The sequence below is a fragment of the Gordonia jinghuaiqii genome (assembly GCF_014041935.1).
Taxonomy (GTDB): Bacteria; Actinomycetota; Actinomycetes; order Mycobacteriales; family Mycobacteriaceae; genus Gordonia; species Gordonia jinghuaiqii.
In genome coordinates, this window is record NZ_CP059491.1 from 3,526,339 (window position 1) to 3,540,442 (window position 14,104).

General features: G+C 69.9%; 14 protein-coding genes. 4 read left to right on the forward strand and 10 right to left on the reverse strand.

Translation table 11 applies throughout. The features are described 5' to 3' along the window. Nucleotides 1–10: 10 nt before the first annotated feature. The gene (locus H1R19_RS15740; protein WP_188327636.1) at nt 11–661 is read right to left on the reverse strand and encodes a response regulator; all 651 of its coding nucleotides are present in this window, start codon (nt 659–661) and stop codon (nt 11–13) included. A gap of 10 nt (nt 662–671) precedes the next feature. Continuing rightward, nucleotides 672–1,970, reverse strand: a complete 1,299-nt coding sequence (locus tag H1R19_RS15745) for a sensor histidine kinase (protein ID WP_219851712.1) — start codon at nt 1,968–1,970, stop codon at nt 672–674. Between the two features lie 168 nt (nt 1,971–2,138). On the opposite strand from H1R19_RS15745, the gene H1R19_RS15750 reads away from it, so the two are divergent. Then, a complete protein-coding gene (locus tag H1R19_RS15750; protein ID WP_244970722.1) occupies nt 2,139–2,828 on the forward strand; it encodes a hypothetical protein in 690 nt (229 codons plus the stop codon). Next, nucleotides 2,825–4,120: an alpha/beta-hydrolase family protein gene (locus H1R19_RS15755; RefSeq protein ID WP_219849513.1), complete on the forward strand. Its 1,296-nt coding sequence runs from the start codon at nt 2,825–2,827 to the stop codon at nt 4,118–4,120. The genes H1R19_RS15750 and H1R19_RS15755 overlap by 4 nt, the downstream gene beginning before the upstream one ends. Here the strand turns inward: H1R19_RS15755 and gatA are convergent. Continuing rightward, nucleotides 4,072–5,577, reverse strand: a complete 1,506-nt coding sequence (gatA, locus tag H1R19_RS15760; protein WP_219849514.1) for an Asp-tRNA(Asn)/Glu-tRNA(Gln) amidotransferase subunit GatA — start codon at nt 5,575–5,577, stop codon at nt 4,072–4,074. The genes H1R19_RS15755 and gatA overlap by 49 nt on opposite strands. Then, nucleotides 5,574–5,885 (reverse strand): Asp-tRNA(Asn)/Glu-tRNA(Gln) amidotransferase subunit GatC, encoded by a 312-nt coding sequence (gatC, locus tag H1R19_RS15765; protein WP_188327632.1) that lies wholly within the window; start codon nt 5,883–5,885, stop codon nt 5,574–5,576. The genes gatA and gatC overlap by 4 nt, the downstream gene beginning before the upstream one ends. A gap of 192 nt (nt 5,886–6,077) precedes the next feature. Here gatC and H1R19_RS15770 point away from each other — a divergent pair, with 192 nt between their 5' ends. Both H1R19_RS15770 and H1R19_RS15775 read left to right on the forward strand, forming a co-directional pair. After that, nucleotides 6,078–6,737 carry an ACT domain-containing protein gene (locus H1R19_RS15770; protein WP_188327631.1) on the forward strand — a complete coding sequence of 220 codons (660 nt, stop codon included), beginning with the start codon at nt 6,078–6,080 and terminating at the stop codon, nt 6,735–6,737. A gap of 16 nt (nt 6,738–6,753) precedes the next feature. Beyond that, a complete protein-coding gene (locus H1R19_RS15775) occupies nt 6,754–7,269 on the forward strand; it encodes an O-acetyl-ADP-ribose deacetylase (protein WP_188327630.1) in 516 nt (171 codons plus the stop codon). 3 nt (nt 7,270–7,272) lie between these two features. Here the strand turns inward: H1R19_RS15775 and ligA are convergent, their stop codons facing one another. From ligA to H1R19_RS15805, 6 genes are all read right to left on the reverse strand, one after another. After that, the gene (ligA, locus tag H1R19_RS15780) at nt 7,273–9,363 is read right to left on the reverse strand and encodes an NAD-dependent DNA ligase LigA (protein ID WP_219849515.1); all 2,091 of its coding nucleotides are present in this window, start codon (nt 9,361–9,363) and stop codon (nt 7,273–7,275) included. A 313-nt stretch (nt 9,364–9,676) separates the two neighbouring features. Further along, on the reverse strand, nt 9,677–10,069 hold the full coding sequence (locus tag H1R19_RS15785; protein WP_188327628.1) for an MmcQ/YjbR family DNA-binding protein: 393 nt from the start codon (nt 10,067–10,069) through the stop codon (nt 9,677–9,679). Nucleotides 10,070–10,132: 63 nt separating this feature from the next. Next, complete coding sequence (locus tag H1R19_RS15790) at nt 10,133–11,149, reverse strand: uroporphyrinogen decarboxylase/cobalamine-independent methonine synthase family protein (protein ID WP_219849516.1); 1,017 nt, start codon at nt 11,147–11,149, stop codon at nt 10,133–10,135. Then, entirely contained in the window at nt 11,146–12,264 is a 1,119-nt protein-coding gene (gene mnmA / locus H1R19_RS15795) for a tRNA 2-thiouridine(34) synthase MnmA (protein WP_219849517.1), read from the reverse strand. The genes H1R19_RS15790 and mnmA overlap by 4 nt, the downstream gene beginning before the upstream one ends. Continuing rightward, on the reverse strand, nt 12,264–13,484 hold the full coding sequence (locus H1R19_RS15800; protein ID WP_219849518.1) for a cysteine desulfurase family protein: 1,221 nt from the start codon (nt 13,482–13,484) through the stop codon (nt 12,264–12,266). Before H1R19_RS15800 ends, mnmA begins: the two co-directional genes overlap by 1 nt. A gap of 114 nt (nt 13,485–13,598) precedes the next feature. Next, the gene (locus H1R19_RS15805) at nt 13,599–14,078 is read right to left on the reverse strand and encodes a DUF4334 domain-containing protein (RefSeq protein ID WP_188327624.1); all 480 of its coding nucleotides are present in this window, start codon (nt 14,076–14,078) and stop codon (nt 13,599–13,601) included. Nucleotides 14,079–14,104 lie beyond the last annotated feature (26 nt).

Below are 14,104 nucleotides of genomic sequence, written 5' to 3' on the forward strand. Positions count from 1 at the left end.
GGTCGCGAAATCACTTGATGCCGTTCTCGTAGGCGAACACCACTGCCTGTGCGCGATCTCGGAGGCGCAACTTGCCCAAGAGACTGCTCACATGGGTCTTCACCGTCTGCTCGGTGACGTACAGGTCGGCGCCGATCTCGGCGTTGGACTTGCCGTCGGCCACCAGGTCGAGCACCTCGCGTTCGCGCGGGGTGAGCGTGGCGAGTGTGCCGTCGCGCGACGGCCGTCGGCGTTTCGCGGTGACCTCGGCGATCAGGCGGCGCGTGATCGACGGTGCCAGCAGAGCCTCGCCCGCGGCGACCACCCGCACCGCGCGGACGAGTTCGTCGGCGGGCGCATCCTTGAGCAGAAAACCCGACGCACCGATCCGCAGCGCCTCGTAGACATAGTCGTCGATGTCGAAAGTGGTGAGCATCAACACCCGGGTGGGCGGTTCGCTGTGCGCCGCGAGGATCTGCTCTGCGGCCCACAGGCCGTCCTTGCGCGGCATCCGCACATCGAGGAGGACCACGTCCGGCCGGACACGGCGACACACCTCGACGGCCTCGACCCCGTCGGCCGCATCCCCCAGGACCGAGAGATCGGGTTGCGCGGCGAGCAGGGCCGAAAATCCTTGACGCACCATGGCCTGATCGTCGGCGATGACTACGGTGATCGGCACCCCCGCTACGCTACCGCTCCGCACGCGGCGGCTCGACCGGACCCGTCACATGTGTCAGCGACGCGCCGTCGACGACCCCACCGCCTCTGCGCGGCACCGCCGGAATCCGCGCGCGCACAGCGAATCCCCCGGCCGGGGTCGGGGTCGCCGAAAGTGAGCCGCCCACGGCCTTCGCCCGGTCGATCATGCCGGAGATGCCCACGCCGCTGCCGCCGATCCGGAGGGGTTCGCCGGTCGCGGCCGAGTTGACCACGGCCACTTCGACGAGATCGTCCGGTCCGCCGGTCACGGCCACCTCGACCCGCCCGCCCGGCGCGTGGCGGGTGGCGTTGGCGAGGGACTCCTGCACGATCCGATAGATCACCAGGGCAGCGGACTCCCCCACCGCTGTGGCGTCGACGTCGAGGGTCAACGCGACGTCCGCGCCGGCCCGCCGGGTCTCGGCGACCAGGGAATCCAGTTCTGCCAGTCCGGGGTTCGGCATCGCGTCGGTGTCGACACCCTCGACCCGGAGCACGCCGAGCAGCTGGCGGACCTCGTCGAGGGAGATGCGGGCGGCGTCGGCGATGGCATCGAATTCGGCTGCCGCCGAGGGGCTCACGTCGGGCAGGCGATAGCGCGCGGTCTGCGACATCACCACCACCATCGACATCCGGTGCGCCACCACGTCATGCAGGTCCCGCGCGATGCGCGTGCGCTCCTGGAGGACGGCGGACTCGGCCTCGGCCGCCTCGGTCTGTCTGGTCCGCGCCGCCAGCTGGCGCCGGGAGGCCATCAGTCCGCGCAGCAGCGCCACGACCACGGCGAGCACCGAGATGCCCACGATCCAGCCGACCCGGGCGGTGGGCTGCACCGCGTAGGCCACCACCAGCCCGGTCGACACCCAGACCACCGGCACCCAGCGCAGCGGGCACCGCAGGAACGCCATGAACGTGAGGACGAGCACCTCGATGAAGTGGGTGACCTGGATCGCCAGGTCCCACGAATCGTGCGCCGGCACGAGGATGCCGATCAGTTGCGCCGACACCACCGAGACCGTCCAGGCGGCCAGCGGCGCCGACCACGCGAATGCTATCGGCAGCGCGGCGAACGCGGCGATGACGGGCAGGGCGAACGCCGGCACCGAGTGGGTGAGCATCAGCGTGGGCCACGAGATCGAGTACATGACCACGGCCACGAACAGGAAGAACCAGTTGATGCGCGAGGCGAAGTAGGAGCGCACCGCGGGGTCCTGGGCCACCGGCGCCGTCGATGCCCACTGCACGAGGTCGGTGCCCGCCGCGCGCAGATGCCTGCGATATCCGAACATGTCCCTCACCCTATGTTGGTGGGCCTCCGACGGTCCTCATACTTTCGGGGGAGACCGCCTCGTGCGCAGGTGGCGCCTCGAGATGCGGCGAACCGGCCATCGGCGCAGGCCCCACACCTCCGACCGAACGATGTGGGTTCGCGGTCTGCCACCATAGCGTCGACGACCATGACCGAACCCTCGACACATCGGGAATGCCCACCGGACAATGCCTTTCGACGTTCCCGCCCCGGCGCGGCGGAACGACCGCGCCGCCGCGCATACTGGTGGACGGCCGCGCTGTCGTTGTCGATCCTCTGTGCCGCCCAGTCATTCTCGACGGCCCACGCGGTCGCCGGACCGGTCCCCGACACCACGCCTATCGCGGCCGCGCGCGACTCCGGCAATCGTTATGCGGCCACGGTCGTCGCGCTCCTCGGACCAGAACCCGCTTCCGCATTGGAGCTGTTGCCCGAGACCTTCGCGGCCACGCTGGGCTACATCCCCACGCTCATCGACGGATACCCGGCCGATCCCGAAGGGAGCTGTTCGTCACCGGTCCCGCTCCCGGCGACCTTCACACCGCTGTGTCGGACACACGATTTCGGTTACGACCTGCTGCGGGCGGCCCGGTCCGACGGCGCCCCGCTGGGCGCCTGGGCACGATTCTCCCTGGACCGCATGCTCGTCGACCGGATGTACGGGTCATGCGGTTCGCCGGCGTGCACCGCTGCCGCGCACGGTGCGCGGATCGGCCTGGCCTGGAACACCTGGCGCCAGTACGGCGGACCCCCGGCGCGCGACGAGTCGGTCCCGGCGCTGGTCGGCACCACCATCGAGCGAGCATTCGTCGCGCGGGACGAGGAGAGTGCGTCGTGACTGCGGAAGACAGAAGACCGTTGGTTGTCAACGCTTTTCGTCGATGGCCGCACCCGGCGATCAGTGTCGCGGTGGTACTCGCCCACGCCGTGGCCCTGTACCCCGGGACCCTTCCGCGGGACGCGACCACGACGGCCGGCCTGACCGCGGCGCTCGCCGCGCTCGGTGCGATCCTCGGCATGGTGTGGGCGGGTCGCTCCGCAGGCGACCCGGACGTCCGGGCGCGGCGCGTCGTCTTCGGCTGCGCCGTGGTGGTTCTGGTGGCCACCGTCGGTGTCGCCGCCTGGTGGCAGAACATGATCCGGGGTGCGGTCGGTGCCGCACCGGTCGGACTCGGGTGGTGCGCGGCGGTCACGCTCGTCCCGGCCGCACTCGTCGTGGCGGTCGTGGCCGTGCCACGCGCCACAGCCGTCGTCGCGGCGTCGGCGATGGCGCTGACCGCGGGGTTCCTCGCCCCCGCCGGCGCCGAGGGGAAGAATCCCCCGACCTCCCCCGTAGCCGCCTCGGCCGACGACTCCCGCGTGCTACGCGGCGAGCTCAACCCCGGCGACTTCGACGGCGCCGCAACCGCTTTGGTGGACAAGTGGTTTCGCCATGGAGGCGCGTCGGCACGGGCCGTGGTCGTGGCGGTCCCGACCGGCTCGGGCTGGGTCGACCGGACAGCCGTGGACGGCTTCGTCCGCAGGTTCGACGGCGACGTGCGGATCGTGACGCTCCCCTACGCCGACGTCCCCTCGTGGCGGGCCTTCGTGGCCGAACGGTCCCTGGCCGCCGATTCGGCGATCGCGGTGGTGCGCCGCCTGGTGGGCGCGCTCGACGATCGCGAACCCGCCGCGGGACCGCGAGTGGTGCTCTACGGGCAGAGCCTCGGGGCGGTGGGTGCCGACGCCGCCCGCATCTGGCTGGAGGACCATCGCCCGTCGCGGCTCGACTCGACGGTGTTGACCGCGCCGCCCGCGGGCACGGTGGCCCCGACGTCGGATTCGGCGCGGACCGTCGTGGTCAACCACAGCGACCCGGTCCCGCGCTGGTCGACGGCCACGCTGTGGCGCCCGCCGCCGACCGCCGAGGACACCCGCCTACGCGGGCCGCGGGTACCGGTGGTGCCCTGGATACCGGTGGTCAGCTTCCTGCAGGCCAGCGTCGACCTGCTCGACGCGCTCGACGGATCGGCAGGTGTCGGCCACCGGTACGGCACCGACCAGGCACAGCTGCCGATGGTCCGTTCCGCGGACCTGGGTTGTCAGACGATGTCGCCGCGGGCGGCCTCATACGACGCGCCGACCCGGTAGAGCCGGTCGTCGGCCAATGCGGGAGCCATGATCTGCAGACCCACCGGCATCCCGTCGTCCTTGGACAGACCCGACGGCACCGACATCGAGCCGATCCCGGCCAGGTTCACCGGCAGGGTGCACAGGTCGAACAGGTACATGGCCAGCGGGTCGTCGACCTTTTCCCCGAGCGGGAAGGCGGTGGTCGGTGTGGTCGGCGAGATCAGGACGTCGACACTCTCGAAGGCGGTGGTGAAGTCGCGCGAGATCAGCGTGCGCACCTTCTGGGCCTGTCCGTAGTAGGCGTCGTAATACCCCGACGACAGCGCGTAGGTGCCGATCATGATGCGGCGCTTGACCTCTGGACCGAAACCGGCTTCCCGGCTGAGTGCCATGACCTCGTCGGCCGAATGTGAACCGTCGTCGCCGACGCGCAGGCCGTATCGCATGGCGTCGAAGCGGGCGAGGTTCGACGACACCTCCGACGGGAGGATCAGGTAGTACGCGCCGAGAGCGTAGGTGAAATGCGGGCAGCTGACCTCGACGACCTCGGCGCCGCGTTCGGTGAGGAGCTTGACGGCCTCGTGGAAGGAGTCGAGCACGCCGGACTGGTAGCCCTCGCCCTGCAGTTCCTTCACCACACCGATCCGCACGCCCTCGAGGTCCTGCTCGGCGCCTGCACGGGCGGCCGCGACGACGTCGGGCACCGGCACGTCGATGGAGGTGGAGTCACGCGGATCGTGTCCGGCGATCACCTCGTGGAGCATGGCGGTGTCGAGGACGGTGCGCCCGCACGGGCCGCCCTGGTCGAGCGAGGAGGCACACGCGACGAGACCGTAGCGCGAGACCGTGCCGTAGGTGGGCTTGACGCCGACGGTCGCGGTGACCGCGGCCGGCTGCCGGATCGAACCGCCGGTGTCGGTGCCGATCGCGAGCGGCGCCTGGTACGACGCGAGGGCCGCGGCACTACCACCGCCGGAACCGCCGGGGATCTTGCTGGGGTCCCACGGGTTTCGGGTGATCTTGTAGGCGGAGTTCTCCGTCGAGCTGCCCATCGCGAACTCGTCCATGTTCGTCTTGCCCAGGATGGGGATGCCGGCGGAGCGAAGACGTTCGGTGACCGCGGCGTCGTAGGGCGGTACCCAGCCTTCGAGGATCCTGGAGCCGCAGGTGGTGGGGGCGTCGGTGGTGGTGAAGACGTCCTTGAGCGCGATGGGCACACCGGCGAGCGACGACACGGCGTCACCCGCGGCGATCGCGTCGTCGGCCGCCTTGGCCGCGACGAGGGCCTCGGCGCCGCTGATGTGCAGGAACGCACCGAGCTCACCGTCGACCTCGGCGATGCGGTCGAGGTGGGCCTGCGTGACCTCCACCGAACTGACCTCGCGGGTCGCGATCTTCGTGGCGAGTTCGGCGGCGGACAGACCGGTCAGGTCACCGGCGGGACGAGGAGCTGCGGCACTCGACTCGGCACTCACTGTTCTTCTCCCAGGATCTGCGGGACGGCGAAACGGTCCTGTTCGACGGCCGGCGCGCCGGAGAGCGCCTCAGCGGTGCTCAGGCCGGGCACCACGACGTCGGGGCGCAACACGTTGGCGAGCTGCGCGGGGTGCGCGGTGCCCGGGACGTCGTCGGCGGCCACCTCCGACACCGACGCGACGTGCGTCAGGATCGAGTCCAGCTGCTCGGCGTAGACATCGAGTTCGTCCTCGCTCAGCGCCAGTCGCGACAGTCGCGCCAGGTGCGCGACCTCGTCACGCGATATGGACTTCGGTTCGCCAGCCACCGTCAGCGTCCTTCCTTCCAACACTTGCTCCGTCAGTCGCACCGCGCGTCGCCGAGGCGTCGCAAGGTGCGTGTCCAGCCTATGGGAACCCGCCGAGTCCGCTCACCCCAGCCACCGCTTGCACTCCCCGCGCACCCTCCACCCATCCCCCGGCGGTGCGCGCGCGGAGAGTGCGGGTGCGAGAATGGCGCAGTGTCTTACCTGTTGCGGGTCTACCTCGAAGACCGGCCGGGCAGTCTCGGCGTGCTCGCCGTGCAGCTCGGCTCTGTCGGCGCAGACATCCTTTCCCTCGAGGTCGTCGAACGCGGCAACGGCTATGCGGTCGACGATCTCGTCGTCGAGGTCGCGCCCGGCTCGTTGCCCGACAGCCTGATCACCGCCGCCGAGAAGGTGAACGGCGTCCGTGTGGATTCCATCCGGCCGTACTCGGGTGTGCTCGACACCCATCGCGAGCTCGAACTCGTCGATCAGGTCGCGACCGCGGGACGTGACCGGCTGCAGGTCCTCGTCGACAACGCGCCCCGGGTCCTGCGCGTCTCCTGGGCGATGGTCATCACCCGTGCCAGCGGCGGTGTGCTGCAGCTCTTCGGCTCCTCGGGCGCGCCCGAGACACCGCTGACGCGCGCAGACTGGTTGCCGCTCGAACACGCGGTGGAGCTCGACGCCGAGGGCGACTGGGTTCCCGGCGCGTGGCAGGACATGGACACCCGCCTCGCGGCCGCTCCGCTGGGGAGTGACGCGAAGGCAATCCTGCTCGGCCGGATCGGAGGCCCGGATTTCCGGCCGTCCGAGGTCGCCCGACTGGGTTATCTGGCGGGAATCGTCAGCACGGTGTTGCGCGCCGAGAGTTGACGGCGATGATGGAGCAATGACCTCCATCACGCTCGTGCAGGGAGACATCACCACGCAGTCGGTCGACGCGGTCGTCAACGCCGCCAATTCGACACTCCTCGGCGGCGGCGGGGTCGACGGCGCCATCCACCGTCGCGGCGGACCGGCGATCCTCGCCGAGTGCAAGGAGTTGCGGGCGGGACCCTACAAGCGCGGGCTCCCCGTCGGCGAGGCCGTCGCCACCACCGCCGGGGACCTACCCGCGCGGTGGGTCATCCACACCGTCGGCCCGGTGTACTCCCGCGACGAGGACCGCTCAGATCTCCTGATCTCCTGCTATCGCGAGTCTCTCCGTGTCGCAACGGAATTGGGTGCATCGACGATCGCGTTCCCGGCCATCTCCACCGGGGTGTACGGCTGGCCGATGGACGACGGCGCACGCAAGGCCGTCGACACGGTGCGCTCGGAGGTTGCGGACACCACGATCACCGAGGTTCGCTTCGTCCTGTTCGACCAGCGGGCCTACCGCGCCTTCGACGCTGCGCTCGGCTGAGACTCAGTCCGCGCTGCCGGTCTCCAGCAGCCGCTTGAACGCATCTTCGTCGAGAACGGGCACACCGAGCTGCTCGGCCTTGTCGGCCTTGCTGCCCGGCGACTCCCCCACCACCACGTAGTCGGTCTTCTTCGACACCGAACCCGAGGCCTTGCCACCGCGCTGCAGGATCGCCTCCTTGGCGCCGTCCCGGGAGAAGTCCACCAGCGAGCCGGTCACCACGACGGTCTTGCCCTCGAGCGTGCGCTCGATCGACTCATCCCGTTCATCCTCCATGGAAACGCCTGCGGCACGCCACTTCTCGACGATGTCGCGATGCCAGTCGACGGCGAACCAGTCGTGGATCGACTGTGCGAGGGTCATTCCCAGCCCTTCGACGCCGGCCAGCTGCTCCACGTCGGCGGCCTCGATCGCCGCCAGCGAACCGAATTCGGTGGCCAGCGCGCGTGCCGCGGTCGGGCCGACATGGCGGATCGACAAACCCACCAGCACCCGCCACAGGGGGACGTCCTTGGCCTTGTCGAGGTTGGCCAGCAGCCGTTTGCCGTTCGCCGACAGCGCACCGTCCTTGGTGGTGAACAGTTCGGTGCGGGCGAGGTCGTCGGCGGTCAGCGAGAACAGATCGCCCTCGTTGGCGAGCACCTTCGCCGAGAGCAGCTCGGTAGCGGCCTCGTAGCCGAGGGCCTCGATGTCGAAGGAACCGCGCCCGGCCAGGTGGTACAGCCGCTCCCGCAACTGCGCCGGGCATCCCTCCTGGTTGGGGCACCGGACGTCGACGTCGGACTCCTTCTCCGGACGCAGCTCAGTGCCGCACTCCGGACACCGCTGCGGCATCTCGAAGGCCACCTCGGTGCCGTCCCGCAGGTCGACGACGGGTCCGAGGACCTCGGGGATCACGTCGCCCGCCTTGCGGATCGTGACGGTGTCACCGATCAGCACGCCCTTGCGTATGACCTCCGAACCGTTGTGCAGAGTTGCGCGGGAGACCGTCGACCCGGCGACGAGGACCGGTGCGAGCACGGCGAACGGGGTGACGCGGCCGGTGCGTCCGACGCCCACCTGGATGTCGAGCAGCGTGGTCGTCGCCTCTTCCGGCGGGTACTTGTATGCGATCGCCCACCGCGGCGCACGGGAGGTTGACCCGAGCCGGCGCTGCACACCGAAGTCGTCGACCTTCACCACGATGCCGTCGATCTCGTGCTCGACGTCGTGGCGGTGTTCGCCCCAGTAGGTGATCTTGTCGATGATCTCCCCGACGCCCGAGACCTTGGTGGTGTGCGTCGACACCGGCAGACCCCATGCACCGAGCGCGAGGTAGGCGTCGTGCAGTGACCCCGGCCGCCACCCCTCGGTGTGACCGATACCGTGACAGATCATCCGCAGTTTCCGACGCGCGGTGACCTGCGGGTTCTTCTGCCGCAGCGACCCCGCGGCCGAGTTGCGGGGGTTGGCGAACGGGGCCTTGCCGTCGGCGACCAGCGAGGCGTTGAGTGCCTCGAAATCCTTCACGCGGAAGAACACCTCACCGCGGACCTCGAGGACGTCGGGGATCGGATAGTCCTCCGACGCGGTGAGGCGCGAGGGGATGTCGGCGATGGTGCGCGCGTTGAGGGAGACGTCCTCGCCGGTGCGGCCATCGCCGCGGGTGACACCGCGCTCGAGGACACCGTTGCGGTAGACCAGGGCGAGGGCCACACCGTCGATCTTCAGTTCGCAGAGGAAGTCGGGTTGCGCTCCGGCGTCGGCGTTGACGCGGTCCACCCAGGCCCGCATCTCCTCGTAGTCGAAGACGTTGTCCAGCGACATCATCCGCTCGAGATGGTCGACCGGGGAGAACGCGGTGGAGAAGCCGCCGCCGACGAGCTTGGTCGGTGAGTCGGGTGTGGCCAGTTCGGGGTGGGCGTCCTCGAGGCCCTGCAGGCGTCGCAGGAGCTCGTCGAACTCGCCGTCGGTGATGACCGGCGCATCCTTCACGTAGTAGCGGAACTGATGCTCGCGGATCTCCTCGGCGAGCGCCGTCCACTCCTCGCGCAGGTCTCCCTCGGGTCCCGATTGCTCGGTCGCCGGCCGCCCCGACTCCGTCTTTTCTGCCACGGTCCGAGGGTATCGGAGTGCTCGGACAGCGAGTCCGGAGCTCACCGAGCAACCCGCCGCTCGCACTGACGAGCCCGGAGCTTGCGGACAAACCCCATCGGCGCCGCGGAATGAACTCGCGCGACGTCTTTGGCGGATGCGGAGAGCGCGACTCGGAGGGTGGATGCGGGACAGCAGGCCGGCACCGGCGAAAATCTCGTCCATCTCAGCGCCTTCCAAGGGCAATACGCCCTTCGTTGGTGCTCACCTGGATGAACTTTCGGCGGCTCACCGGGCACAGCTGTCACACGCAGCGAGCCGCGCTGCGCCCTTATCAGCGCCCGGTCGAGTCGAGCTTCGCCAGCGACCGCTTCGGCGCGACCTGCCGGTAGCTGGCGTCGAGGAGTTCGGCGACCTCGTCCCACGCGGTGTCGTCGTCCAGGATCAGCCCCAGCCAGCCGTAGGGACCGTAGTAGGCGGGTACGTAGAACCGCGGGTCCTCTTCGAGCGCGGGTTTCTCCGACTCGTCCGGGATGAACAGGATCGACTGGTCGTGGCGGACCTTGCCGCCCTTGAGGCCGCCGCCGTAGTTGGCGAACATCTTGCCGCACCGGAACGTCGGGCGGCCGTGTGCGACGACCTCGGTGGCGTCGGGAAGCGCGAGAGCGATCTGTCGAACACGGCCCAGGATCGGGTCGGCGTCGTCGAACATGATCGGATGCGGCACCCTCGCAGGATAGTTCCGGCGGGGGCGGTTCCGCAGAAGTTCTACGGCGTCGGCTCTACGGCGTCACAGCGCCGTGGGGTCGGTGGCGAGCAGCTGACCTGCTTCGGCGGACACCGCGAGAGCCTTCTTGGCCCAGCTCTCCGACGCCCCGGCCAGTCCGCAGGTCGGTGTCACGACGACGTTCTCCGACAACACCTTCCGGTTCAACCCGATGCGATCGGTGATCGCCGCGAGGCCGGTGGCGACGGTCTCGGCGTTGATCGGCCGATCAGAGGCAATGGACGGTACGCAGCCGGCCACCAGCACATCGCCGCGGTCGATGAGCATGCCGATGCCGTCGAGGTCGGCGTCGGTGGGCCTGCTGACGTCGACCGAGTAGGCGACTCCGCGTAGGTGTTCGAGCAGATCCCAGCGCGGGCCGCCGCAGTCGTGCAGCACCACCGGGACCTCGACGTGCTCGACCAGCTCCGTCAGCGCCCGGGCGACGTCGATCACCGGGACGGCACGGATCGGGTCGAACCGCGTCAGCGGCTTGACGGTGCCGTCGATGACCTGCCCGATCATCGGCTCGTCGAGCTGTACGACGACCCGCGCACCGAGCCTGCGGACGACCTCGCCGACGTGCTCGCGCAGGCCCTCCGCGGTCGAGGCGACGATGTCCCGCACGGCCCCTTGGTCCTTGAGCACACGGTGCCCGTTGGCCAGCTCCACCGATGCGGCGGTGGTGAACGGACCGGCCACCTGCACCTTGAACGGCCGCCCGGTACCGACGAATCCTGCTGTCTCCCAGAGCTCTTCGACGACGTCGAGGTCCTCGGCGAGCAGGTCGGCCGCACGCCGGGTCAGACGCGAATGTCGCTGCGCGAGACGGTAACCCCAGGTCGCGGTGTCCATCGGGAGGTCGACGAGGATGGCGGCCATGCGGCCGATCAGGTCGGCGCCGATCCCGCGGTCGGGCAGCTCGACGAGATGTGCGAAGTCGAGTTCGCCGTTGACCACGGTCGCCGCGGCCCGCGGATCGGTGCCGGGCATCGAACCCACACCGGTTCCGATGCCTGCGGGCAGGTCGAGTGCGGTCACCGGGTTGCCACAGCCGTCGGCTGCGACGAGGTGGTGGCGATCCGCCCGCAGCCGACCACCTGATCGCCGCGGTCGGCGTCGGGCAGGTACAGCACCGCGGCCTGGCCGCGCGCCACACCGGTGAGGGGTTCGCGCAGGACGATGTCGATGGCGGGCTCGTCGTCGACGGTGGTCGGCGTGGCCAGCACGGGCGCCAGACCGCCGTGCGCCCGGACCTGCACCATGGCGTCGAAGGGCTCGTCCGGGGTGACACCCGAGGTCCAGACCACGCGCGTGGCGGTGATGCCCCATACCTGCAGGTCCGCGGCCGTACCGACGGTCACGGTGCCTGCCTCTGGGTCGATCTCGGTGACGTAGCGCGGCTTGCCATCGGCGGCGGGGGCGTCGATACCGAGGCCCTTGCGCTGCCCGATGGTGAACCCGTGGACGCCGTCGTGGTCGGCGAGGCGCTCACCGGACGCGGCGTCGACGACGGCACCCGGCCGGACGCCGATGCGGGCGCCGAGGAAGGCGCGGGTGTCGCCGCTGGGGATGAAGCAGATGTCGTGCGAGTCGGGCTTGTCGGCGACCGCCAGACCGCGCCGTGCGGCCTCGGCGCGGATCTCGCTCTTGGGGGTGTCCCCGATCGGGAAGAGCGCCCGCGACAGCTGCGCCTGCGTCAGCACGGCCAGCACGTAGGACTGGTCCTTGTCGGCGTCGACGGCGCGCCGGAGCTCACCGTCGACAAGGCGTGCGTAGTGACCGGTGGCCAGCGCGTCGAACCCGAGCGCGACGGCCTTGTCGGCGAGCGCCGCGAACTTGATCTTCTCGTTGCAGGTGAGGCACGGGTTGGGTGTACGACCCGCGGCGTAGGCCTCGACGAACTCGTCGATGACGTCGTCCTTGAACCGATCGGCGAAATCCCAGACGTAGAACGGGATACCGAGCACATCGGCGGCGCGGCGCGCGTCGGAGGCGTCTTCACGGGAGCAGCACCCGCGCGAACCCGTGCGCAGCGCGCCGGGTGCGGTGGACAACGCGAGGTGCACGCCGACGACCTCGTGGCCGGCGTCGACCGCCCGGGCCGCGGCCACCGCCGAGTCGACGCCGCCGCTCATGGCTGCCAGTACACGCATCAGGTAGTCCTTCCGCCGGGCGCGGAGACGAGGCCCGCGGCACGCGCCCGGTCCACGACCTCGTCGATGACCTCGGCGACCGCATCGATGTCGGCCTCGGTGTTGGTATGGGCCAGGGAGAACCGCAACGACGAGCGGGCGTCGGCCATGTCGAGTCCCATCGCGAGGAGGACATGACTGGCCTGCGCGACGCCTGCGGTGCACGCCGATCCGGTGGAACATTCGACGCCTTTGGCGTCGAGCAGCATCAGCAGCGAGTCCCCCTCGCAGCCGCTGAAGGACACATGCACGGTGCCGGGGAGGCAGCCGTCGCCGTCGAGCCCGTTGCGGGTCGTCCCGTCGATCCCGAGGAGGACCTCACTCAGGCGCCGCCGGAGCGAACGTACGTGAGTGGTGTTCTCGGCCATGTGCTCGACACACCAGGTCAGTGCGGCGGCCATACCTGCCGCCCCGGCGACGTCCTGTGTGCCGGAGCGCACGTCACGCTCGTGACCGCCGCCGTGTTGGAGCGGCACACAGTCGACGTTGCGACCGAGCAGCAGGGCGCCGACGCCCTGGGGCCCGCCGAACTTGTGGGCGGTGAGGCTCAGTGCCGACAACCCGCTCGCCGCGAAGTCGACCGGTAGATGCCCGACCGCCTGGATCGCGTCGGAATGCACCGGTACCCCGAATTCGGCGCCGAGTGCGGCGATGTCGGCGATCGGCTGGATCGAGCCGACCTCGTTGTTGGCCCACATCACGGAGATGAGCGCGGTCTGGTCGGCGTTGACCTCGAGTTCGGCGCGCAGATCGGCGGTCGAGACCACGCCGTGGGCGTCGACGGGCAGGAGCACCAGCTCGGCGTCGGCCTCGTCGACGAGCCACTGGGCGGGATCGAGCACGGCGTGGTGTTCGACCGCCGAGGTGATGATCCGACGACGCCGTGCGTCGGCGCGCCGACGGGCCCAGTAGATGCCCTTGACCGCGAGATTGTCCGATTCGGTGCCGCCGCCGGTGAAGATGACCTCGGAGGGCCGGGCACCGACCGCGGCGGCGATGGCCTCACGCGCCTCCTCCAGCCGGCGACGAGCCGTGCGGCCCGACCCGTGCAAGGACGACGCATTGCCCGGCTGGGTGAAGACGGCGGTCATCGCCTCGACGGCTTCGGGCAGCATCTGCGTCGAAGCGGCATGATCGAGGTAGACAGTCGCCTTCACGGGCGGTCGGCTTGGCACGGGCATCGCTAGCAAGGATAAACGCGTGTTGGTCGCCGACAAATTCCGCAACCGCCCGCCGTCGTCGTCAGACGCTGGTCACGCGCCGCCGCGGGCACTCGCGACGGGTCGCCGGCGACCTCAGACGCGCTCGAGGTAGAAGTACAGGTGCCGGCCGTCGACGACGCCGCCCTTGCCGTTCATGATGCCCATGACGGTCGTATCGTCGACACGCTTGAAGTGATCGACCACCGGCTGGCCGTCGTAGATCATCGACGCGGTGATCTCCCCGCGGAACTCGACGGCCCACAGACTGGCCTCACCTTTGCCGAGCTTGGTGTTCGAGTAGAGCTTGCCGTTCTCGTCGCGGCACACCAGCGGCTGCACGTCGCTGCGCGAGGTGAACGTCTTGCCGTACCAACCGGCCTTGCCCAGCATCCCGTTGATGGCGTGGCCCGTGGTGAACTCGCCGCCCTTCCACGCACCCAGCATCTCCTCCGGCCGCAGCGTCGCCAGGCCCGCCCACACCGTGTCGAGGTCGGCGTCGTCGACGAGGCCGTCGACCTCGCGGAGCTCGAAGAACTTGGCGCGCGCCACTTCTCGGGACTGCGTGGACGTCATCGTCGGCCTCCTGGCGGTACTGCGGG